Annotated in this window: 19 protein-coding genes; 13 read left to right on the top strand and 6 right to left on the bottom strand. The window is 68.7% G+C overall.

Annotated features, from left to right (window positions below; genetic code table 11):
- Window positions 1-178: 178 nt before the first annotated feature.
- Together AC1DGI_RS06680 and mshA are read right to left on the bottom strand one after the other, a co-directional pair.
- Complete coding sequence (locus tag AC1DGI_RS06680) at window positions 179-1939, bottom strand: formate--tetrahydrofolate ligase (RefSeq protein ID WP_476898201.1); 1761 nt, start codon at window positions 1937-1939, stop codon at window positions 179-181.
- 60 nt (window positions 1940-1999) lie between these two features.
- Complete coding sequence (gene mshA / locus AC1DGI_RS06675) at window positions 2000-3265, bottom strand: D-inositol-3-phosphate glycosyltransferase (RefSeq protein ID WP_476898200.1); 1266 nt, start codon at window positions 3263-3265, stop codon at window positions 2000-2002.
- 98 nt (window positions 3266-3363) lie between these two features.
- Here mshA and AC1DGI_RS06670 point away from each other — a divergent pair, with 98 nt between their 5' ends.
- Window positions 3364-3900: an N-acetyltransferase family protein gene (locus tag AC1DGI_RS06670; RefSeq protein WP_476898199.1), complete on the top strand. Its 537-nt coding sequence runs from the start codon at window positions 3364-3366 to the stop codon at window positions 3898-3900.
- Here AC1DGI_RS06670 and AC1DGI_RS06665 read toward each other — a convergent pair.
- On the bottom strand, window positions 3897-5363 hold the full coding sequence (locus AC1DGI_RS06665; protein ID WP_476898198.1) for a family 4 glycosyl hydrolase: 1467 nt from the start codon (window positions 5361-5363) through the stop codon (window positions 3897-3899). The two genes, AC1DGI_RS06670 and AC1DGI_RS06665, sit on opposite strands and share 4 nt — an antisense overlap.
- Before the next feature lie 86 nt (window positions 5364-5449).
- Between AC1DGI_RS06665 and AC1DGI_RS06660 the strand changes: the two genes are divergently transcribed.
- From AC1DGI_RS06660 to tsaD, 6 genes are all read left to right on the top strand, one after another.
- Complete coding sequence (locus tag AC1DGI_RS06660) at window positions 5450-6541, top strand: carbohydrate kinase family protein (protein ID WP_476898197.1); 1092 nt, start codon at window positions 5450-5452, stop codon at window positions 6539-6541.
- A 287-nt stretch (window positions 6542-6828) separates the two neighbouring features.
- A complete protein-coding gene (alr, locus tag AC1DGI_RS06655) occupies window positions 6829-8052 on the top strand; it encodes an alanine racemase (RefSeq protein WP_476898196.1) in 1224 nt (407 codons plus the stop codon).
- A complete protein-coding gene (gene tsaE, locus AC1DGI_RS06650; protein ID WP_476898195.1) occupies window positions 8049-8651 on the top strand; it encodes a tRNA (adenosine(37)-N6)-threonylcarbamoyltransferase complex ATPase subunit type 1 TsaE in 603 nt (200 codons plus the stop codon). The genes alr and tsaE overlap by 4 nt, the downstream gene beginning before the upstream one ends.
- 2 nt (window positions 8652-8653) lie before the next feature.
- A complete protein-coding gene (tsaB, locus tag AC1DGI_RS06645) occupies window positions 8654-9325 on the top strand; it encodes a tRNA (adenosine(37)-N6)-threonylcarbamoyltransferase complex dimerization subunit type 1 TsaB (protein WP_476898194.1) in 672 nt (223 codons plus the stop codon).
- A 65-nt stretch (window positions 9326-9390) separates the two neighbouring features.
- Window positions 9391-9927 carry a ribosomal protein S18-alanine N-acetyltransferase gene (gene rimI / locus AC1DGI_RS06640; RefSeq protein ID WP_441402651.1) on the top strand — a complete coding sequence of 179 codons (537 nt, stop codon included), beginning with the start codon at window positions 9391-9393 and terminating at the stop codon, window positions 9925-9927.
- Window positions 9924-11063, top strand: coding sequence for a tRNA (adenosine(37)-N6)-threonylcarbamoyltransferase complex transferase subunit TsaD (tsaD, locus tag AC1DGI_RS06635; protein WP_476898193.1), 1140 nt, complete (start codon window positions 9924-9926; stop codon window positions 11061-11063). The genes rimI and tsaD overlap by 4 nt, the downstream gene beginning before the upstream one ends.
- Before the next feature lie 16 nt (window positions 11064-11079).
- Here tsaD and AC1DGI_RS06630 read toward each other — a convergent pair whose 3' ends face one another.
- Window positions 11080-12231 carry a glutamate--cysteine ligase gene (locus AC1DGI_RS06630; RefSeq protein WP_476898192.1) on the bottom strand — a complete coding sequence of 384 codons (1152 nt, stop codon included), beginning with the start codon at window positions 12229-12231 and terminating at the stop codon, window positions 11080-11082.
- Window positions 12232-12410: 179 nt separating this feature from the next.
- On the opposite strand from AC1DGI_RS06630, the gene AC1DGI_RS06625 reads away from it, so the two are divergent.
- Together AC1DGI_RS06625 and AC1DGI_RS06620 are read left to right on the top strand one after the other, a co-directional pair.
- Complete coding sequence (locus tag AC1DGI_RS06625) at window positions 12411-14054, top strand: glycoside hydrolase family 3 protein (RefSeq protein ID WP_476898191.1); 1644 nt, start codon at window positions 12411-12413, stop codon at window positions 14052-14054.
- Between the two features lie 90 nt (window positions 14055-14144).
- On the top strand, window positions 14145-14978 hold the full coding sequence (locus AC1DGI_RS06620) for a shikimate 5-dehydrogenase (protein ID WP_476898190.1): 834 nt from the start codon (window positions 14145-14147) through the stop codon (window positions 14976-14978).
- Window positions 14979-14990: 12 nt separating this feature from the next.
- Here the strand turns inward: AC1DGI_RS06620 and AC1DGI_RS06615 are convergent, their stop codons facing one another.
- A complete protein-coding gene (locus AC1DGI_RS06615; protein ID WP_476898189.1) occupies window positions 14991-16217 on the bottom strand; it encodes a THUMP-like domain-containing protein in 1227 nt (408 codons plus the stop codon).
- Window positions 16218-16273: 56 nt separating this feature from the next.
- Between AC1DGI_RS06615 and AC1DGI_RS06610 the strand changes: the two genes are divergently transcribed.
- The 4 genes from AC1DGI_RS06610 (at window position 16274) to AC1DGI_RS06595 (ending at window position 21651) form a co-directional block, all read left to right on the top strand.
- Entirely contained in the window at window positions 16274-16687 is a 414-nt protein-coding gene (locus AC1DGI_RS06610; RefSeq protein ID WP_441402753.1) for a hypothetical protein, read from the top strand.
- Window positions 16688-17386: 699 nt separating this feature from the next.
- Window positions 17387-17680 carry a co-chaperone GroES gene (groES, locus tag AC1DGI_RS06605; RefSeq protein WP_003805290.1) on the top strand — a complete coding sequence of 98 codons (294 nt, stop codon included), beginning with the start codon at window positions 17387-17389 and terminating at the stop codon, window positions 17678-17680.
- 79 nt (window positions 17681-17759) lie between these two features.
- A complete protein-coding gene (groL, locus tag AC1DGI_RS06600) occupies window positions 17760-19370 on the top strand; it encodes a chaperonin GroEL (protein ID WP_476898188.1) in 1611 nt (536 codons plus the stop codon).
- A gap of 226 nt (window positions 19371-19596) precedes the next feature.
- Window positions 19597-21651, top strand: coding sequence for an acyltransferase family protein (locus AC1DGI_RS06595; protein ID WP_476898187.1), 2055 nt, complete (start codon window positions 19597-19599; stop codon window positions 21649-21651).
- A 58-nt stretch (window positions 21652-21709) separates the two neighbouring features.
- Here AC1DGI_RS06595 and AC1DGI_RS06590 read toward each other — a convergent pair whose 3' ends face one another.
- Entirely contained in the window at window positions 21710-22678 is a 969-nt protein-coding gene (locus AC1DGI_RS06590) for a DUF389 domain-containing protein (RefSeq protein WP_476898186.1), read from the bottom strand.
- Window positions 22679-22816 lie beyond the last annotated feature (138 nt).

Raw genomic sequence — 22816 nt, 5'->3', positions numbered from 1 at the left:
GGGCGGCCTCAGCCTCCGAATCTTCCTTCGGTTTCGCAGTGGTGTCCGCAGTCTTCACGGCATCCAGTGTCACCGGCATATCCAGCTCATTCCTGCCAAGCAGACCGCCTGGCGTGTCGAGCCGGATACACCGTTAATTCCACAGTCCCTCTGCGAGGGCGCCGGACGTGAGGGGGGTCTAGAAGAGGCCGACGGGGTTGCCATCGGCGTCGACGTCCATCCGCATCGCAGCCGGGACCTTGGGCAGCCCCGGCATCGTCATCACCGCGCCCGTCAGCGCCACGATGAAGCCCGCCCCAGTCTTGGGAATGAGGTCCCGCACGTGCACGGTGAAGCCTTTCGGTGCGCCCAGCTTCGCGGCGTCGTCGCTGAAGGAGTACTGCGTCTTCGCCATGCAAACCGGCATGCCGGACCAGCCGTTCTTCTCGATCTCCGCGAGCCGCCTAAGCGCCGGCACGGAGAAGTCCACGCCGTCGGCCCCGTAGATCTCCTGCACGATGGTGCGGATCTTGTCCTCGATGGACATCTCCAGCGGGTACAGGTGCCGGAAGTCGTGCGGGGCCGCGATGGCCGCGGCGACCTTCGCGGCGAGTTCGTCCCCGCCGTCGCCGCCTCCGCCGCGGCCCCAGACGTCGGCCACGGCCGCCTGCACGCCCTCCGCGGCGCACCAGTCCAGCAGCCAGTCGAGCTCCTCCTGGCTGTCCGTGCCGAACCTGTTAATCGCCACCACCGGGGTGATGCCGAACTTCTCCACGTTGCGTACGTGCCGCTGCAGGTTGGCGGTCCCCGCGGCCAGCGCCTCGACATTGGGTTCCGTGAGCTGGTCCTTCGCGACGCCCCCGTGCATTTTCAGCGCACGGATGGTTGCCACCACGACGACGGCGGACGGCGCGACGTCGGCGATCCTCGACTTGATGTCCATGTACTTTTCGGCGCCCAGGTCGGCGCCGAACCCCGCCTCGGTGACGACGACGTCGGCCAGGCTGCGGGCGGTCTGGGTTGCGATCAGAGAGTTGCAGCCGTGCGCGATGTTCGCGAACGGGCCGCCGTGCACCAGGGCCGGGGTGCCCGCGATGGTCTGCACCAGGTTGGGCTTGAGCGCGTCCCTGAGCAGCATGGTCAGGGCGCCCTGGACGCCGAGGTCAGCGACGGTGACGGGCTCACGGTCGTAGGTGTAGCCGAACGTGATCCGGCCCAGCCGGGCGCGCAGGTCGTTCAGGTCGGTGGCGAGGCAGAACACCGCCATGATCTCCGAGGCGACCGTGATGTCGAAGCCGTCCTGCCGCGGCACGCCCTGGGTCGGACCGCCGAGGCCGATCACCACTTCGCGCAGCGACCGGTCGTTCATGTCCAGCACGCGCTTGAACGTCATCCGGCGCGGGTCGATGTTCAGCGCGTTGCCTTGGTAAATATGGTTGTCCACGAGCGCCATCAGGGCATTGTTGGCGGAGGTGATGGCGTGGAAGTCGCCGGTGAAATGCAGGTTGATTTCATCCATCGGCAGGACCTGGGAGTAGCCGCCGCCCGTCGCGCCGCCCTTCATGCCCAGGATCGGTCCCAGCGACGGCTCGCGCAGCGCGATCATCACCCGGTGCCCGGCGCGGGCCAGGGAGTCGGCCAGGCCCACCGTGGTGGTCGACTTCCCCTCACCGGCCGGCGTGGGGGACATCGCCGAAACCAGGACTACCTTGCCGGGCGTGTGCGTGCCGGTACGGGTCAGCTTGGCCGGATCGATCTTCGCCTTGTAGCGGCCGTAGAATTCCAGTGCTTCGGGGTTGATCCCGGCCGCGGCCGCCACTTCCTCGATCGGCCGCATCGTCGCCCGGCGGGCGATGTCGAGATCGCTGAGGACCTGCTTTTCGACCGGCGCTAGCGGCGCTACCGGCGGGGCGGCGAAGGCGTCGACTGCTGCTGCGGTTTCCGTGGTGTTCTCAGACATCCTTGTCCTTCAGCTCGTTACTTCGTCTCGTTCCGGCCGGCGCGTCCGGCCGGTCCCCGGTCAGGGCGTGTGGCCCGCCGGGATGCTCTGTGTTCCAAAGTACTGGACCAGGGCGGACTGGTAGCTCTCCAGCGTAATCGCGGCGGTGCGTTGCCAGCCGAAGTCCTGGGCGTGCACCGACGCCGCACGGCCCATGTCTTCCCGGGTGGCCGGGTCATCGTGCAGGGCCTCGAGGGCATCGGCCCAGTCCGCCGCCTTGTGCCCCTCCACCAGCAGGCCGGTCCGGCCGTCGAAGATCGCCCGCGACAGCCCGCCCACCTTCGTGGCGACCACCGGCGTGCCGCAGGCCTGGGCCTCGAGGGCAACGAGGCCGAAAGACTCGCTATAGGACGGCATGACCACGACGTCGGCCGACCGGTACCAGCCCGCCAGCTTGGGCGCGCTGACCGGCGGATGGTGCGTGACGACGTCGTCCATCCCGGCGGCGGTAATCAGGGCCTTCAGGTCAAAATCCTTCGCCCCGCTCACCGCTCCCAGGATGGTCAGCTGCAGATCGATGTCCGGGCGGCGTGCGCGCAGCAGCGCCGCAGCCTTGATCAGGATCTGCGGGCCCTTGAGCCGTTGGATTCGCCCGGCGAACAGCAGGTGGAAACGGCCAGGCGTCACGCCGTGTTCGCTCCGGGCCCGGCTCCGGAACGCGGGCGTGAAGACGGCCAGGTCCACGCCCGGAGGCGCCACGTCGATGCGGTCCGGGTCGGCGTCGTAGTGCGAGACCAGTTCGGCGGCCTCGGTCCCGGTGTTGGCGATCAGCCGCGTGGCGCCGTCGACAATCCGGTGTTCGCCCTCCTCGCGCCGGCGCGGCTCGGGCTGCTCGCCGGACTCCAGCAGCAGGTTCTTAACCTTGGCCATGGTGTGCATGGTGTGCACCAACGGCACCCCCCACAGCTCGGAAAGCTCCAGCCCGGCGACGCCCGACACCCAGTAGTGCGAATGGATCACGTCGTAACGGCCATGCGGCTGCAGATCCTTGATCCGGTCGATTTCGGCCACCATGCTGTGCAGCAGTGCCGGGAGTTCCTCCTTGGGCAGCTTCCGCGGCGGGCCGGCGAGCACGTTGTGGACGCACACTCCCGGGGACGGGTGTTCGACGGCGGCCTGGTCGGCGGCGGTGGAGCGGGTGAAGATCTCCACCTCGACGCCGGTCTCCGCCAGGGCCGCGGCCAGGGCGCGGATGTACACGTTCATGCCCCCGGCGTCCCCGGAGCCGGGCTGCTCCATCGGCGAGGTGTGCAGGGAGAGGAAGGCGACGCGGCGGGCCAGTGGCATCCTGCTTCCTTTCCTCGGTGCGACGTGGATTCGATAAAACACTACTCCTGAACCGCGGACCGGCTCGCAGCTGTCCGCCTGCTGCTAACGTGGCCGCTGTGAGCGCAACCCCCGAACCCCCGCAGGCCGTGGCAGCGTGGGAAATCCGCGAGGCCACCGGCCGCGACTGGCCTGCCATTTGGGAGATCCTGGAGCCGGTCATCAGGACGGGAGAGACCTTCACCTGGGACCGGGACACCACCGAGGACCAGGCCCGCGCCAAATGGTTCCAGCCGGCCCCGGGCCGCACCTTCGTCGCGGTGGGCACCGGCGAGTTCGACGGCGTCGTGCTGGGCACCGGCGAGTTGCACGCCAACCAGGGCGGCGCCGGCAGCCACGTCGCCAACGCCGGCTACATGGTCCGCGCCGGGCACAGCGGCCGGGGCCTGGCCCGCGCGTTGTGCGCCTATTCGCTGGACGCGGCCCGCGCCGCCGGTTTCCGCGCCATGCAGTTCAACGCCGTGGTGGAAAGCAACGTCCGGGCCGTCGCCGCGTGGCAGGCCATGGGGTTCGAGATCCTCGCGACCATCCCGGAAGCCTTCGAGCACCCGAGCCTGGGCTACGTGGGCCTGCACGTGATGTACCGCAAGCTCTAGGTGTCCGCAGCCCAGAGCGCCGCCAGATTGGGAAACGCCGCCTCGTAACCGGCCAGCAGCCGGGCCGCAAGGGCGTCCGACCCGACCATGGGGTGCCGGGCGAAGGCGGCCAGGGCGGCCTCCCGGTGGGTCCCGGTACTCCTTGGGCCGGCGCTCGCGGCGCCGGCGCTGGTTGGGTCGGCGCCGGGTGCCCCGGCGGCCCGGACTACGAGCCGTTCCACTCCCTTGACCCGGCGCATCAGCGCCAGCTGCCCTTCAGCCGGCCGGTCCTGTGGTAGCGGGGCCACGCCGTCGGCGTTTACCCGGCAGGGGACCTCGACGACGGCGTCCAGCGGCAGGCCCGGGATCGCGGGGGCCGCAGCCCCGCCGCGGCCGAACGGGCCGCGCACGCCGTTGGGAGTATTCAGGACCAGCTCAGCCTCCCCGCCGCCGGCCAGTGCGCGCATCACCGCCAGGGCGACGCGCTCATAGCCGCCGCCGGCCAGATCCTCCTCGTCCCGGCGCTCCCCGCTGGCCCGGGCTTCGGCAAGATAGCCCTCCTCGCGGGACCGGCGGCCGGCATCCCACAGCCGGTAGGCATCCGGGCCGGCCGCCGCTAGCCTCGGATAAAGCTCGGACTGCTGCCGGTGGATCGTCTCGCCGCGGGTCTGCGGAGCGGCGCGCATGGCGGCCAGGGCACGGGCAGTCTCGTAGTAGTAGTACAGATATTCGTTCGGCAGACAGCCGAGGCTGGCCAGGAACGGCTGGGGAAACAAGCGGCCCTCCTCGAAGCCGGCCAGCGCTCCGGCGTCGGCGAGCAGGCCGGGCAGGACGTCCCTGCCGCCGACCTCCAGCCGGTACAGCCAGCCGAGATGGTTGAGCCCGTAGTAGCCCACGCCGTCGAGTCGGCCTTCCGGGAGCACGACGCCGGCGGCCCGGGCGGCGCGCTGCACCAGCCCCCCGGCGGAATCGCAAATACCCACCACCTTGGGGCCGAGCACCGGGACCAGCGCCTCGGTCACCATGCCGGCCGGATTCGTGAAGTTGACCAGCCAGGCGGCGGGGCACAGGCGCCGCATGGCGTGCGCGAGCTCCAGCATCGGCGGGACGGTGCGCAGCGCGTAGGAGATGCCGCCGGCGCCGGTGGTTTCCTGGCCCAGCAGCCCCAACTCCTGCGCCACGTGCTCGTCGGCCATCCGCCCGGCCGTGCCGCCCGGACGGATGGCGGCGAACACGAGGTCCGCTCCGGCCAAGGCGTCGGGGAGCGACGTGGTGGTACGGACCCGGGGGCCGGGCGGTGAGTGCCCGGGCTGCGGCGAAGTCCGTGGCATGGCTTTCAGTACGGCGTCGACGGCGGCGAGCCGGCCGGCGTCGACGTCGTAAAGCACCAGGTCGCTGACCAGCCCCGCGAAGGTGCCGGCCAAAAGTGCCCGGTAGATCAGAGGCACCCGGAATCCGCCGCCGCCGGCGATCATGAGCCGCATGCCAGCAGTCTATGCGGGGCCCACGCGACGGCGCCGGTGCCGCCCCCAGCCTTTCCGGGGCCTGAGCGACGGCGTAGGGTGCCGGTATGGACGCCACCCCAGCCCAGCGTTTCGACCCGCTCGCCGCCGTCCGGCCCGCATCGGCGGAGGGTTTCGACTTGCTCCTGACCGGGACCGTGTTCCAGGACATCATTTTCACCGGGTTGCCGCACGCGCCGCGGCCCGGGACGGAAGTCTGGAGCGAGGGGATGGGCAGTTGCCCTGGCGGGGTGGCGAACCAGGCCATCGCCGCAGCCCGGCTGGGGCTGCGGACCGGGCTGGCTGCAGCGTTCGGCGATGACGGCTACGGCGACTACAACTGGAAGATCCTGGAGCGGCAGGAGCACGTGGACCTCTCGCTTTCCCGGCGCTTCCCGGGCTGGCACTCACCGGTCACCGTGTCGCTGAGCGTCGAAACGGACCGTTCCATGGTGACCCACGGGCACCCGGCACCGGCCACCTCGACGGAACTGATTGGATCCCCGCCACCCACGCTCGCAGCCGTCGCCGAACTCCACGAAGAGCTGGAACCCTGGGCCATCGACGCGCACCGGGCAGGCGTCCCGCTTTTTGGCGACGTCGGCTGGGACCCGACCGGCACGTGGGCGCCGACGCGGCTGGACAGCCTGCAGTATTTCCATGCCTTCATGCCCAACCAGCAAGAAGCGATGGCCTTCACCGGCAAGGACAACCCCTGGGCTGCGCTCTATGCGCTCGCGGACAAGGTTCCGGTGGCCGTGGTGACCTTGGGACCGCAGGGGTCGATGGCGGTGGATTCCCAGACCGGCGAAGAGGAGTGGGTCCCGTCGCTGCCGGTCGCCGCTCTCGATGCCACCGGCGCCGGAGACTGCTTCGGGGCAGCCTTCATTGTCGGCTGCCTGGCTGGCTGGCCGCTGGGGGACCGGCTCCGTTTCGCCAATCTCTGCGCCGCCCTGGCAGTGCAACAGGTCGGCGGCTCCCTCGCCGCGCCCGGCTGGGGAGACCTGGCTGACTGGTGGCAGCGGGCCAACGCCCGAAAGGAACGCCAAGGCAGTCAATGGCTGCGCCGCTACCACTTCCTCGAAGAGATCCTGTGCGACGTACCCCCGTCGGCGCAACGGCGCGCGACGGCGACCATCGCGCACCTCTCCGACGCGTAGGGTGGCCGCCGTCGGCCCGGCACCGCCGCCGCCGGGGGACATGCCCTCCGTCCGCGCTCGGGAGTGGACATAGTCCCTATAGGCCCACTCGTGGCCGCGAAGAATGGGCATCTCCGGCGGGGTTGCCTTGGGCCAGGGGTGTTACGGATGGGCATGCTCTGAGCCGGGGCTGGGGAGTGGACATAGTCCCYWTAKGCCCACTCGTGGCCGCGAAGAATGGGCATGTCCCAAAGGCGCGGGCGCGGGCGGAATTCAGCAGCGTCTGCCGTCACCCGTAGAATCGTAAAGTGATGTACCCAGCAGCTACAGGTGATTTCAGGCCCTCGGTGGAAGCAGGTCCGGTCCATGTCGAGGAGCGCTCGGCCGTCATCGACCTTGACGCCATCCGGCACAACGTCCGGCACTTGGCCGCGGTGGCGTCGCCGGCCAGGGTGATGGCCGTTGTCAAGGCAGACGCCTACGGCCACGGCGCCATCCCTGTTGCCCGCGCGGCGCTCAGCGCCGGAGCCAGCTGGCTGGGCGTGGCCCACATCTCCGAAGCACTGGCCCTGCGCGCTGCCGGGATCGAAGCGCCCGTGCTGGCCTGGCTGCACACGCCGGAGAGCAACTTCGCGGCCGCCGTCGCTGCCGGAATCGACATTGGCTGCTCCGGCTGGGAGCTCGGCCGGATCGTCGCCGCCGCGCGTGAGCAGGAACGCCCGGCCCGGATCCATCTGAAGGTCGACACCGGGCTGGGCCGCAACGGGGTCACCCTGGATTCCTGGGACACGCTGCTCGGCGAGGCCATGGAATACCAGGATCAGGGGTTGTTGCGCGTGGTGGGGATTTTCTCCCACCTTGCCGTCGCCGACGAACCCGACCGCCCCGAAACGGACCAGCAACTGGAAGCCTTCCGCGAGGTCCTGGCGATAGCCCAGGACGCCGGCGTCGATCCCGAAGTCCGCCACCTCGCCAATACCCCCGCCACGCTCTCCCGCCCGGACACGCACTTCGACCTGGTCCGGGTGGGCCTGGGCATCTACGGGCTCTCACCGTTCGAAGGACAGAGTTCCGCGGAAGTTGGGCTGCGCCCGGCCATGAGCGTGCGCGCCGTCATCGCGCACTGCAAGGACGTGCCCGCCGGCCAGGGCGTCTCCTACGGGCTGCACTACCGCACACAAGGGCCCAGCACCCTGGGGCTCGTCCCGCTGGGCTACGCCGACGGCGTGCCGCGGATCGCCACCGGCGGTCCCGTCCGGGTGGGCGGGGTGAATTACCCCGTGGTGGGCCGCATTGCCATGGACCAGATGGTGATCGACCTCGGCCCGCTCCAGGTCTCCGCCGGCGGCCGCAGCCTGCTGGGCGCCGAAGCCGTGCTGTTCGGCGACGGCGCCGACGGCGGCCCCACCGCCGAGGACTGGGCGACGGCGGCCGGCACCAACAACTACGAAATTGTCACCCGCATCAGCCCGCGGGTACCGCGCCGCTATATCAACGAAGAGTCGTCATCCGACGGCGTGGCCGGGCAGTGAGCGAACCGGCCTGGCAGCGGACCCTCGACGTCGGGACCGCGGAGCAAACGCACGCCCTCGCGGCCGACCTTGGGGCCGGCCTTCAGGCGGGCGACCTGCTGGTGCTCAGCGGCGAATTGGGCGCCGGCAAAACCACCTTCACCCAGGGGCTTGGCGAAGGCCTCGGCGTCCGCGCCGGCATCATCTCGCCCACCTTCGTGCTGGTCCGGATTCACCCCAACCTGCCGGACGGACCCCGTCCGGGCGGTCCGGATCTGGTCCACGTCGACGCCTACCGGCTGGGGTCCACCTCCGAGATCGATGACATCGACCTGGAAAACACCATGGATACTGCGGTGACCGTGGTGGAGTGGGGCCGCGGCCGCGTGGAGCACCTCAGCGAAAGCCGGCTCGAAATCGAGCTGCACCGCCGGCTGGGCGGCGCCCAGCCGCTGCCCGGCACCCAGCCCGAGCCCGAGGGCGCCAGCCTGGATTTCGACACCGACGACGTCGATGAGCCCAGGACCGTGGTGTTCCGCGGCTTCGGTCCGCGCTGGGCCGAGCCCCCGACTGCTCTTGTGGGTATCCCCAACCTGCCCGCGACACCAGGAAAGGACTGACCGTGCTGATCCTTGCCATCGACACCTCGGCGGTCGCCAGCGCAGCGCTCGTTTCCGATGACTCGCTCGAATCCGTCGTCGGCAGCTTCGCCACCGAGGACACCCGCAGCCACGCCGAAGTGCTGGCCCCTGGCATCGCAAAGCTACTCACCGGCGCGGGCCTCAGCGGCGCCGACGTCGACGTCATTGTCGTCGGAGTGGGACCGGGCCCCTTCACCGGCCTCCGCTCCGGCATCGTCACCGCCCGCAGCCTGGCCTTTGTCTGGCAAAAGCCCCTCTACGGGCTGATGAGCCTGGACGCGATTGCCCTGGAAGTGGCCGAGTCCACGGAGGCTGCGGCCGAGTTCGTCGTGGCCACCGACGCGCGGCGCAAGGAGGTCTACTGGGCCCGCTACGCCCTGGCCGGCGGCCAGCTGCCTCAGCTGCTGGACGGGCCGCACGTGGGATTCGCCGCCGGGCTGCCGGACCTTCCCGTCTACGGCGCAGGCGCCGGCCTGTACCCGGAGGTCCTGCAGGCGGTGCCCGAATTCGCGGCCCGCCAGCCGGAAGCGCTCTCGCTGGGCCAGTTCGCGCTCGCTCGCCTTACCGCGGGAGAGCAACTCCTGGACACCACCCCGCTGTACCTGCGCGAATCCGACGCCCAAGTCCCCGGCCCGCGGAAGCGCGCCTTGTGACCGCTCCGGAAACACCACAGGTAACACCCCCTGAACCGTCCCCGTCGGGGGTGGTGCTGAGGCCTATGGTTGCGGCGGACATCCCTGCCGTGCACGCGCTGGAGTGCAGGCTGTTCCCCGTGGACGCCTGGCCGCTGCAGATGTTTGTCGACGAACTGGCGCAGGCCGGGACGCGGCACTACCTCGTCGCGGAGGCGTCCGGTGCCATAGTCGGGTACGCCGGGCTGATGTGCATCGAACCCATCGCGGACGTCCAAACCATCGCCGTCGTGCCTGCGCAGGAGGGCCGCGGGATCGGTTCGGCCCTGCTTACCGAGCTCATCCGGGAGAGCCGGCGACGCGGTGCCGCCGACGTGCTGTTGGAGGTGCGGGCCGACAACCCCCGCGCCCAGCAGCTCTACCGCCGCTTCGGCTTCGAGCAGATCCATGTCCGCCGCCGCTATTACCGCGACGGTGTCGACGCGCTGATCATGCGGCTCCAGCTCCACGCGGCGGACGGCGCAGCAGCAGCGGCCGACAAGCCGACGGAGAACCACCCGGCGGACAAACATCCCGCGACCACACAGCATCCACCACTGCCGAGGGAAACAGGCCAAGCATGAACCATCACCCGCAGAGCTTCCAGCCCCTGGTGCTGGGGATCGAGTCCTCCTGCGACGAGACCGGCGTTGGCATTGTCCGCGGCACCCGGTTGCTGGCCAACACCGTCTCCTCGTCCATGGAGGAGCACGTCCGCTTCGGCGGCGTCATCCCCGAGATCGCCTCGCGCGCGCACCTCGACGCCTTTGTTCCCACCCTCCGCGAAGCCCTGGCTGCCGCGGACGTGGCACTGGACGACGTCGATGCCATCGCCGTAACCTCAGGCCCGGGCCTCGCCGGGGCGCTCATGGTGGGGGTTTGCGCGGCCAAGGCGCTCGCCGTCGCTACCGGCAAGCCGCTGTACGCGATCAACCATCTGGTGGCGCACGTCGGCGTCGGCCTGCTCGAGCCGGACTCAGGCGCCGCGGGCGCCTTCGCCGAGAACATCCCCTCGGGAGACGCTGCCCCGGCGAACGCCTTGCCCGAGAACCTGGGCGCGCTCCTGGTCTCCGGCGGCCACACGGAAATCCTTCGGATCCGCAGCATCACGGACGACGTCGAGCTGCTCGGCTCGACCATCGACGACGCCGCCGGCGAGGCGTACGACAAGGTGGCGCGGCTGCTGGGGCTCGGCTACCCGGGCGGCCCGGCGATCGACAAGCTCGCGCGCACCGGCAACGCGAAGGCGATCCGCTTCCCGCGCGGGCTCACCCAGCCGAAGTACATGGGTACGGCCGAGGAACCCGGCCCGCACCGTTACGACTGGTCCTTCAGCGGGCTCAAGACCGCCGTCGCCCGGTGCGTGGAACAGTTCGAGGCCCGCGGCGAACCGGTGCCGGTGGCGGACATTGCGGCGGCCTTCCAGGAGGCCGTGGTGGACGTGATCACCGCCAAAGCGGTGCTCGCCTGCCGCGAAAACGGCATCACCGAGCTGATGCTGGGCGGGGGAGTGGCTGCGAACTCGCGGCTGCGCCAGCTGACAGAGCAGCGCTGCAGCGCTGCGGGCATCCGGCTGAGCGTGCCGCCGCTGGCGCTGTGCACGGACAACGGTGCCATGGTGGCTGCCCTCGGTGCGCAGCTGGTGATGGCCGGAATCTCGCCCAGCGGAATCGGTTTCGCGCCGGACTCCTCGATGCCGGTCACCTCCGTAACCGCATAGCCGGAAGGGGCAGGAACTAGGCTTCGGGCCCCTGGCGCATCTGGTCGACCAGGTCCAGGACGACGGCGCGCAGGTCACCGCCGTGCTGTGCCGCCACGCGCCGCTGCCGCTGGTACCCGGCACCGCGCTCGACGATCTTCAGGACGTCGGCCAGCTCGGCGCTGCAGCCCAGTTTCGCCGCAACAGGTTCCAGCCGCGCGACCGTCTCACGGATGTGATCCGTGACGAGCTGCTCGTTGCCCTCGGCATCGAGGATGATGATGGCGTCCAGGCCGTAGCGGGCGGCACGCCACTTGTTTTCCTGGACGTGCCAGGGCGGCATGGTGGGGATGGTGCCGCCGTTGTCCAGGGTGCTGGAGAACTCGTCCACGAGGCACTGCGTCAGGGCTGCGATGGCTCCGACCTCCTCGAGCGTGGCCAGCCCGTCGCAGATGCGCATCTCGATGGTGCCGAAATGCGGGACGGGCCGGATGTCCCACCGGATTTCGGAGAGCGAATCGATCACCCCGGTGGTGAACATGTCCTGGGTGTACGACTCGAAGTCTTCCCAACTGGAGAACTGGAAGGGCAGGCCCGCCGTCGGCAGTTGTTGGAACATCAGCGCGCGCTGGGAGGCGTAGCCGGTGTCCTCGCCGCCCCAGAAGGGGCTGGAAGCAGACAGCGCCTGGAAGTGCGGGAAGTAGTTGACCAGGCCATCCAGGACGGGGAGGACCTTGTCCCGGCTGTCCAGGCCGACATGGACGTGGACCCCATAGATGACCATCTGGCGGCCCCACCACTGGGTGCGGTCGATCAGCTTGGCGTAACGGGCCTTGTCGGTGACGGGCTGCAGCTGCGGGGGGCTGAAGGGGTGGCTGCCGGCGCAGAAGACCTCGACGCCCATCGGGTCGGTGACCTCGCGCAGCGCGGCAAGGGAGCTGCTCAAGTCCGCCTTGGCTTCCGCCACCGTGGTGCAGATGCCGGTGACAAGTTCCACCGTGTTGAGCAACAGCTCCTGTTTGATGTGCGGGTGTTCGTCGTCCTCGTTTAGCTCGGGGTGCCGACGGGCCACGCCGCGGAGTACCTCGCCGGCCACCGAGGCCAGCTCGCCGGTTTCGGCATCGACGAGCGCGAGTTCCCATTCCACACCAAGAGTTGATTGCCTGGATGAAGCGAAATCAATCTTCATGTGGTCCCTTCGCTGCGTTGGTGTCGGCTATAGCTGCCGCCACTCCTGGCCAGCAATTTTGACTGCCGGGCCGGCCTGCTGTGGCACGCCGGCGGCGTTTCCAAGTGTAGTGCAGGGGTAGCATCGAGCTGGTGGCCAAGTTACAGCTGATGCGTGAGAGTTTTCACAGAAGAAGCCTGTTGCCGGCAGCGCTGGCGGTCCTGACCGCGCTGGCGGTGGGAATCGCGGGCTGCTCCGCCCCGGGGGCTCCGGGGGCTCCGGGGCCCGGCCCGGACCCGGAACGCAGCTCCGCGGCTGGACCGCAAGCGGACGACGCCCGGGCCGGCAGGCCGCTGGGCTGGGGTCCGGACCAGCGCGACTCCGATGCTGCCGCCAAGGCGGTAGCCGGGATGAGCCTCGAGCAGAAGGCCGGCCAGGTGTTGTTGCCGTTCTTTACCGGGCTCGACGCCGAGGCCCACGCCGGGACGGTTGAACGCCTGCACCTGGCGGGTTCCATCGTGATGGGCGACAACGTCCCTGCCACCCCGGACGGGCAGGTGGACACCGCCGCCATGCGCACCGCGGTCGAGCGCCTGCAGCGTGCCGCCCAAGCCGACGGCCGCAGCTGGCCCGGGCTGGTCGGCGTGGACCAGGAGGGCGGGGTGGTTTCCCGGCTGCGCGCCCCGCTGACCGAATGGCCGGCCCCGATGAGCTACGGTGCCGCCGGCAGTGAGCCGCTGGCGGCCGCCGCCGGCCGAGCCATGTCCGCGGAGCTGGCCGCTCTCGGCTTCAACGTCGACTTTGCTCCCACCGCGGACGTCACGATGGGCCCCGCCGACCCCACCATCGGCTCGCGCTCCATCTCCGGCAACGCGGACACCGCGGCGGGGGTCGGCACCGCTTACTCCGAAGGCATGCTTGCCTCGGGCGTCCTCCCGGCCGCCAAGCACTTTCCCGGCCACGGCTCCGTGACCGTCAATTCGCACGAGGGGCTGCCGGTCCAGGACGCCAGCCTGGAAGAGCTGCGGGCGAAGGACCTGAAACCCTTCCAGGCGGCCATCGACGCTGGCCTGCCGATGGTGATGACGGGGCACATTGCCGTGCCCGCCCTGCAGCCCGGCGTCCCGGCCTCCGTCGCCAAGCCGGCCTATGCGGAGTTGCGGCGGATGGGCTTCAAGGGGGTCGCCGTGACCGATGCGATGAACATGGGCGCGATCGAGCAGCAGTTCCCAAACGACTCCGCCGTGCCGCTGGCACTTGCCGCCGGCGCGGACCTCGTGCTCATGCCCGCGTCGGTGGAAACGGCGCACGCGGCGATCGTGAGCGCGGTCCGCGGCGGCACGCTGCCCGCCGCGCGGCTGGAGGAGGCGGCACAGCGGGTGGCCACGATGCAGCTCTGGCGGGCCCGTAGCCACCCGCCGCAGGGCCGGCCGCCCGGCAGCGGTGCGGCGTTGTCCCAAAAAGTCTCCCAGGAAGCCATCACCGTGCTGGCGGGCCCCTGCCGCGGGCCGATAGTTCCGGCCAGCGTCAGGGTGAGCGGTGGAACCGAGCAGGACCGCGCGCGCTTCGCCTCCGCGGCGAAGGAGGCCGGAGTCGGCATCGGCGCCGGGCCGCTCGTGACCCTGATCGGTTATGGCGGATCCCCGGCGACGGCGGACGTGGCGGTCGCGCTCGACGCGCCATGGCCGCTGGCAAAGTCCGCGGCGCCCGCCAAGATCGCGCTCTACGGCCGGAGCCAGGAGGCGTTTGACGCGTTGCTGGCGGTGCTGGCCGGAAAGGCCGCCGCCACCGGCAAGCTGCCGGTCGCCGTCGGGCCGCAGCAGGCGGGCTCCGGCTGCGGCTGAGCTGCCCGCGGCGTCTTAGCCGCGGTGTCGTTTAATGGTGCTGTGCCGTTTGCCGCGGTGTCGTTTGTCGCGGTGCCGTTTAATGGTGCTGTGCCCATCCTGAATAAAGACATGACCCTGTGCATCTCGCTCTCGGCCCGGCCGAGCAACAACGGGACCCGCTTCCACAACCATCTCTACGAGCAGCTGGGCCTGAACTGGATCTACAAGGCCTTCGCACCCACCGATCTGGCCCAGGCGATTGCCGGGGTTCGGGGTCTGGGCATCCGCGGTTGTGCGGTCTCGATGCCGTACAAGGAGGAGGTCATCGGCTTGGTGGACGTTCTGGACCCCTCCGCGAAAGCCATCGATTCGGTCAACACCATCGTCAACGACGGCGGCACGCTCACGGCCTACAACACCGACTACACGGCGATCGAGCAGTTGCTCCAGCGCAACGCCGTCCCCACGGACTATTCGGTCTGGCTGCTGGGCGCCGGGGGGATGGCGAAAGCCACCGCGGCCGCGCTGCGTGACGCTGGCTTCCGGGACGTGACCATCATCGCGCGCAACGCGGAGGCCGGGCCGGCGCTCGCGGGGCTTTACGGTTTCGCGTGGTGCGCCGGGATTCCGGCGGTGGAGGCCGGCGAGGGGTCGGCCGACATGCTGATCAACGTGACGCCGATTGGCATGGCCGGCGGACCGGAGGCCGACACGCTGGCCTTCCCGCACGAAGCCGTGGCGGCCGCGAAGGTGGTCTTCGACGTCGTGGCTCTGCCCGCCGAGACGCCACTGATCCAGGCCGCCCGGGCGGCCGGCAAGCAAGTGATCACCGGCGCCGAGGTCGCCACCATCCAAGCCCTTGAGCAGTTCGTGCTGTACACCGGCGTCCGGCCCTCCGACGAACGGGTCCGGGCAGCCGAGGAGTTCATGCGGGCCCAATAGGGCCGCCCGGTCCTAGACCGGCTGCACCGAGATGGCGACCCGTTCTTCGCCGATCCGGGTGAGGACCAGGGTAGCCGTGTCTTTGGCCGCGTTCCTGGCGCTCCTGCCGCCGGGGAGCAACTGCTTGCGCAGTTCCTCCGGCGTGACCGAGATGCCCCGCTTCTTGATGTCCAGGACGCCGATGCCGTTGTCCTTGACCCAGGCCTTGAGTGCCTTGACGTTGAACGGCATGACCTCGAGGACCTTGTACGCCCGGGCAAAGGGAGTATTGCGGAGCTCCGGCGCGCAGATGTAGGCGATGTGCTCGTCCAGCAGATGCCCACCCAGCTGGAGCGCTACGTCGGCGACCAGGCCCGCGCGGATCACGGCGCCGTCGGGCTCGTAGAGGTAGCCTTCCGCCGGGCCCACTGGGGCTGCCGGTCCGGCGTCGAAGTCCTCCGCGCTGGTGAGCTCCGCGGCGCCCTGCGGGCCCAGGATCAGCGCCGCGCGGCGGATTCCGGGCCGGCGGACGGCGTTGAACCAGAGCGCCACCTCGGTGACGTCGCCGCCCACCGAGACCCACTGCGCCTCGCAGCCGGCCGGCACCGAGGAATGCGGGATGCCGGGGCCCAGCTTCACGCCGACGGCGCGACCGGCGGCGGCCAGGGATTCCACGAAGGACAGCGGAGGGGAGAAGTCTTCCGGATCCCACAGGCGTTTGGTTCCGGAGCTGGAGGTGGTGCGGCGCGCCGGGTCGAGCCAAATGCCGTCGATCCCGTCCAGCGGGACGGCGGCGGCATCGGCATGAACCACCGCCGCGTTCCGGAACGGGATCAGGTTCATGGTGGCGCAGGCGGCCGTCGTTTCGTCCAGTTCCACGGCCGTGACTTTGATGTCAAGGGAGGCCAGTGCCATCGCGTCAGCCCCCAGCCCGCAGCCCAGATCCGCAACGTGCGCAATCCCCGCCGCGGCGAACCGCTGCGCGTGCCGCGCGGCGACGTTGAGCCGGGTGGCCTGTTCCAAGCCGGCCCGGGTGAAGATCATCTGCCGGGCGAATTCGCCGAACTTGGCCTCTGCCTTGGTCCGCAGCCGGGATTGTGTGAGGACCGCTGATACCAGCTCGGCGGAATGTCCGGCCTTGCGCAGCGAGGCATTGAGCCGGAAGGCCTCCTCCTCGCGGTATGGCCCCAGTGACGCCAGCAGCTCCCAGCCCTCCGGATTGAGCAGTGGGGCGATCTGGTCCTGCGTAGTCTCAGCCATGCCATCAAGCGTAGTTCAGGCGCGGGACGCCCTGCGTGCCCGTTAGGCTGGACGGCATGGATGACAGGGACACCGATGACATCGGCGCGGCAGGGACCCGGGAACAGCCGGACGAAGATTTTCCGGTCCGCCGGGGACTGACCCGCTTCGCCCGACCGGCGCTGATCGCGGGCACAGTGGTCGCGGTTGTCTGCGTGGCGTTGCTCGTCATCATCTTCTTCCTCGATTCCTTCAACGCGACCGTCTATTCGGTGGGCGGCAAGGACGTAAAAGACGCCACCGACGAGGCGCGGGCCATCCGTGATACCTACGCCGGAGCCCGGGTGGGCGGCATCATCTTCCTGATCCTCGGAGCGGTGGCCGCGCTGGCCGGGGGATTCCTGCTGTACCGCGACCGGAATAAGTCGCCCCAGATCGACGAAGACGACGACGGCCAGGACTGGGACTACGAGGACCTCGCCGGGCAGTAGGCGCTTTCGCTGTGCCTGCTGGTGTACGGCGTGGTGCGGCGTGACGTGGCACTGAATCGGTCCGCCCACTCCGGACATGCCCGTCCTTCGCGGGCAGCACTGGACATATTGCGTATATGTCCATCTCTGGCCACCAGCAATGGGCAGGTCCATCGCTCCCGGACGGCACGTCCATTGCGCCGGACCGGCAAGGAGCATGCCCATCGCTCAACTCCAAAACTGGGGCACAAGCTCCGCGCCTGGGCAACAAGTCCTTCGTTCCAAGCCGCCCGATGGGCATGTCCGTCCTGCAAGCCGCCCGATGGGCATATCCGTCCTGCAGGCTGCCTTATGAGCATGTCCGGAGCCCCGGGCAGCCCGCTGCGCACAACCGGAACGTAACAAACCTGAGTCCACCGGCTGCCTCGCAGAATGAGCATGTCCCGGGCCGCGCCGTCCCGGGCCGGGCCGCGCCGCGCCGCGCCGTGTCCGGTCCCGCCGTCGGACGTTCACGGGCGTTCACCCCGGGATGAACTTCTGGCACTCACCTTGACCGAGTGCTAACTACTTACATAGAGTCGTCATTAGCACTCGCCCTAGGCGGGTGCTAACACCTGAAGCTTTACCGGCCTGGCTACTGCCGGCACCGCGACGACGGTCTGTACGCCACGGCACCACAGCTTTAAAGTCCACGAATTTGCTGACGAAAAGGAGAGGTCCTTGTCGGTCTCTATTAAGCCTCTTGAGGATCGTATTGTTGTCCGCCCGCTCGAAGCCGAGCAGACCACGGCTTCCGGCCTGGTTATCCCGGACTCCGCACAGGAGAAGCCGCAGGAAGGCGAAGTTGTTGCAGTAGGCCCCGGCCGCTTCGAAGACGGCAACCGCGTTCCCGTTGACGTAGCCGTTGGCGACGTCGTCATCTACTCCAAGTACGGCGGAACCGAAGTCAAAACCGGCGGCACTGAGTACCTCGTACTGTCCGCCCGCGACGTTCTGGCGATCGTCGTAAAGTAACTCCCTTGGACCCCCGCGCCGCCGCTCCTTCGCTTTGAACGGACGGCTGCGCGGGGTTCTGTCTTGAAAGGACAAAACCATGGCAAAGCAGCTCGCGTTTAACGACGCTGCCCGCCGGTCGCTCGAAGCCGGCATCGATAAGCTCGCCAACACGGTCAAGGTGACGCTCGGCCCGCGCGGCCGCAACGTCGTGCTGGACAAGAAGTGGGGCGCCCCCACAATCACCAACGACGGTGTCACGATTGCCCGCGAAGTCGAGCTGGACGACCCGTACGAAAACCTTGGAGCGCAGCTTGCCAAGGAGGTCGCCACCAAGACCAACGACGTCGCCGGCGACGGCACCACCACCGCCACCGTGCTCGCCCAGGCCCTGGTCAAGGAAGGCCTGCGCAACGTTGCGGCCGGCGCGGCCCCGGGCCAGATCAAGCGCGGCATCGAGGTCTCGGTTGAGGCCATCGCCGCCCGCCTGCTCGAAAATGCCCGCCCGGTCGAAGGCGACCAGGTCGCCAACGTGGCCGCTATCTCGGCGCAGAGCGACGAGATCGGCGAGCTCCTGGCCGAGGCATTCGGCAAGGTCGGCAAGGATGGTGTGATCACCATCGAGGAATCCTCCACCACGCAGACCGAACTGGTCCTCACCGAGGGCATGCAGTTCGACAAGGGCTACCTGTCCCCGTACTTCGTCACCGACGCGGAACGCCAGGAGGCAGTCCTCGAGGACGCCTTGATCCTGATCAACCAGGGCAAGATCTCCTCGGTCCAGGAATTCCTGCCGCTGCTGGAGAAGGCGCTGCAGAGCTCCAAGCCGCTCTTCATCATCGCTGAAGACGTCGACGGCGAGGCTCTCTCCACGCTGATCGTCAACCGCATCCGCGGCACCCTGAACGTCGTCGCCGTCAAGGCCCCGGGCTTCGGTGACCGCCGCAAGGCCATGCTCCAGGACATCGCGACCCTCACAGGCGCGCAGGTTGTCTCAGCGGAACTGGGCCTCAGCCTGGACACCGTGGGCCTGGAGGTCCTCGGCACCGCCCGCCGGATCACCGTGACGAAGGACAACACCACCATCGTCGACGGCGCCGGTTCGGCCGAGGACGTCGCGGCCCGGGTTGCCCAGCTGCGCGCCGAGCTGACCCGCACCGACTCCGACTGGGACAAGGAAAAGCTGCAGGAACGCCTGGCCAAGCTGGCCGGCGGCATCGGCGTGATCAAGGTCGGCGCCGCCACCGAGGTCGAGCTGAAGGAAAAGAAGCACCGCATCGAGGACGCCGTGTCCTCCACCCGCGCCGCCCTCGAAGAGGGCATCGTGGCCGGCGGCGGCTCCGCCCTCATCCACGCCCTCAAGGCTCTCGATGAGGATCCCGCGGTTGAGGCGCTCGACGGCGACGCGGCAGCTGCCGTGGGCATCGTCCGCCGGGCATTGACCCAGCCGCTGCGCTGGATCGCCCAGAACGCGGGCTTCGACGGCTACGTCGTCGTTGCCAAGGTGGCCGAATCGGCCAACAACCAAGGCTTCAACGCCAAGACCGGCGAGTACGAAGACCTCATCGCTGCCGGGGTCATTGACCCCGTCAAGGTGACGCGTGCGGCCCTCCGCAACGCGGCCTCCATCGCCGCGCTGGTTCTCACCACCGAGACCCTCGTAGTGGAGAAGCCGGCCGACGAGGACGAGCACGCCGGACACCAGCACTAGTCCTCCGCGCGACAAAGGACCGGATCAGCGTCAGCTGGTCCGGTCCTTTTTGTTGTCCTCAGCTTGCCTCGCATCTCCTCGTCCTGTCGGGAAACTCCGCCGGGACACACGGGAAAATCACAACTTGGAATGCGTAAATGGAACGAGACGGCGGCCGGACGAGTAGCCGCGGAAATCAAGTTTGGTTAGTATTGACGTTTTGGTTGACCGTATTAGGGGATTTTTTATGACCCAGCAAAAATCCCTGCCCCGTCCTGCCGCCGCAGGGGGTGCGGCCCGAGCGGGCCGAAAAACCACCTTTAGGCCCGAGATCCAGGGGCTCCGGTCCTTGGCCGTGCTCATGGTGATGACCTACCACATCTGGTTGGACCGGGTCTCCGGCGGGGTGGACGTGTTCCTCCTCGTCTCGGCATTCCTGATGACCCTCCAGTTCGTCGGCCGTTATGAGCAGGGCCGGCCGTCGGGGCTGCTCAAACACTGGTTGCACCTGTTTCGCCGTCTCCTCCCTGCCGCCGTCGTCGTCGTGGTTGCGGTGATTGCCGCCAGTGTCCTCTTTCTGCCACGGACCCGCTGGCTGGAGGTCATTCACCAGGGCTGGGCGTCCCTGTTCTATGCCGAGAACTGGCTTCTGCAGTCGCAAGCCACCGACTACTACGCGTCAAACCGTGGCCTGGCGAGCCCGTTCCAGCACTTCTGGTCGCTGTCGATTCAGGGGCAGGTCTTCATCCTGTGGCCTCTTATCTTCGCGGGGGCGGCGCTGCTCGCGAGACGTTTCGGCCTGCGCTACCGCGCACTGTTGTGCTATGTCTTCGCCCTGGTGTTTATTAGTTCGCTGATTTACTCGATAGTTGTGACCGCCGCCAACCAGACTGAGGCGTATTTCGACATGCCTGCGCGGCTCTGGGAGTTTGCCCTGGGCACTCTGGTGGCCCTGGCACTTCCCTCGCTCCGGTTGCCCCGGTACTGGCGTGTAGCGCTTGGCTGGCTGGGCGTCGTGGCGATGCTTAGTTGCGGCATCTTGCTCAACGTGCAGGCGTCGTTTCCGGGAAGCATCGCACTCTGGCCCACCCTGGCCGCTGCCTGCGTGATCGTGGCGGGCCAGACCGGCAGCAAGCTGGGGGTCGATCGCTTCTTGAGCTCGGGGCCGTTGGTCCGGCTGGGAGACATGTCCTATGCGTTGTACCTGTGGCACTGGCCGCTCCTGGTCATAGCGCTGGACGTCACGGATAAGGACCGTGCGGGGCCGATCACGGGGGCCGTGATTGTGGCCGTTTCGATGATGCTCGCCTACCTGACCACGCGCTTCATCGAGAAGCCGTGGCGGGGATGGCTATGGCCGGAGCTGCGGCGCCGTCGCGCCTTCACTGCAATAGTGGCCGCTCTCGCGGTCGCGACAGTGCCCCTAGCAGGCCTCCAAATCACCCTTTACTTCCAGAACCAGGCGGAGCTGGCGAAGGCGGTTCGGAACAATCCCGGTGCCAAGGCGCTCCTGCCGGACTTCGTCAATCAGGCAGACGCTGACGCCGTGCTGCTGCCGGCCCCGGAAAGGCTGGGGCTGGACTGGGCGAGCTTACCGCAGTCATGCAGCGGGAAGCTGCAGCCGCAAGATCCGCTGCTCCAGAGCGACTGCAACCAAAACGGCCAAACCGATGCCGGGGCAAAGACCGTTCTGGTGCTGGGGGACTCCCACGCCGAGCAGTGGCTGCCCTCAATCACTCCAGTCAGCGACACCAAAGGCTGGCGGCTGTATGCGATGCTCAAGGGCGGCTGCAAGCCGAGCACCAGCGACCAGCACGAGTCGGCAGACTGCGACCACTTCAATGCGGCGGTAACCGCCGAAGTGAAGCGAAACCCGCCGGACGCGATTATCGTGGTGGGCACGGCGGCATCGCCATCCTCGCCGCGGGAGACGCTTATCCCGGGACTGGAATCCTCACTCAAGACCTGGACAGACCAGGGGATCGGGGTGGTGCTCCTGCGGGACAACCCGCGGTTCGGCTTCAACATCGCTAACTGCGTCGCCACCAAGGGGGCGAACGCGCAGGAATGCAGGCCCGCCCGCGACAGCCTCTTCGCAGCCACCAGCCCCTTGGATTCGCTGCAGGCGCCGGGCGTAGCCGCAGTCGACATGACCGACCTGATCTGTACCGCCACCGAATGTCCAGGTGTGGTCGGCAACACCTTCGTGTACATGGACGACAACCATCTGAGCCGCACCTACAGCGCCAGCATGGCGCCGATGTTCCAGGAGAGACTTCTCTCCGCCACCGGATGGGATTAGGCGGATTGGACGTCTTCCACCCCTCCTGCGCGCCCAGCCAGCCCGGCGGCGGTTTCGCTCAGCGCCGCTTCGGCTGCACCTTCCGGCGAAGCCGAAGCGCAGCGTCCCGCGGTAGGCGCTTGGTGATCACGCGGTAGTACAACAACACCCCCACCGCCGAAACCACAATCCCGATCAGGTTCAGAAAGAGCTGGAGCGCGGAGCCTGCGGCCTTTTGATACTCGCCCAGCACCAAGGCCACCGCCACATAGCCCGCCGCGGGGACCGTGGTCACCGAAATGAAGACGCCGATCAGGGCGGCCGACCGCCGGCTGATCACTGACAACATGCCGGCTGTACCGGCCAGCAAGGCGACGATCAGGGAGTACGGCCCCGGATGGTAGATGAACTCCACCGCCGAGCCGCGGTCCAGGGCATCGGGGGGAAAGAGGCCGAGCGGGACGGAAAGCCACGCCGTGAGGGCAGCCGCCAGCATGGCGACCGGAAACCCCACGCCGAGGGCGACGGCGGCGCCGCGTCCCAGCCGCCACTGGCGCCGCACCAAGGCCACGGCGAGGGCGGCGAGCGGCCCGAATTCCGGGCCCACTGCCATGGCCCCGACGATCGCGATGGGGGAGTCGGTGACAATCCCGATCGCGGCGAGCTGAGTGGCCAGGACCAGAAACACCACGTAGCTCCACGTGAGCTTTGAATCTTCCCCGGTCTGGCGCGATACCTCATCCCAGATCATGGCGTCCGCGCCCTCGCCGGGGGCCGCAGCGACCGCCCGGTCCGCCCGGTCGGAGAGCAGCAGCTCCGGGGTCGTGACCGCGATGGATCCGGCTTCCTGGACGTTCAGGGCGTGCAGTTTCTCGATCAGCGTGTCGACGGACTCCCGTGCCATGAACACCAGGATGACGTCGCCCGGCGGGACGACCGAGGCACCGGGGTGCAACGCGACCTCGGCCACACCGGACTCGCCGGAACAGCATTCCAAGACCGCGCGCGAGAGCTCGGCCGGAACACTTATTCGCAACTGCACGATCACTCGCGGCCTCCTACGACTCGTAAACAGACTAGCGGCGCGCGCGGGGCTGGGGCCCCTTGCGAGGCCGGTCCATACCAGCGCTCGACTGGCACGAAAAATTACGACTCGGTAACATGGATGCTTTGGAAGCCGGCCTGA

Source organism: Arthrobacter sp. 05N428_2, assembly GCF_056397065.1.
The sequence above is the reverse complement of the archived record's forward strand: the minus strand, read 5'-3'. Positions and strand labels throughout refer to the sequence as shown.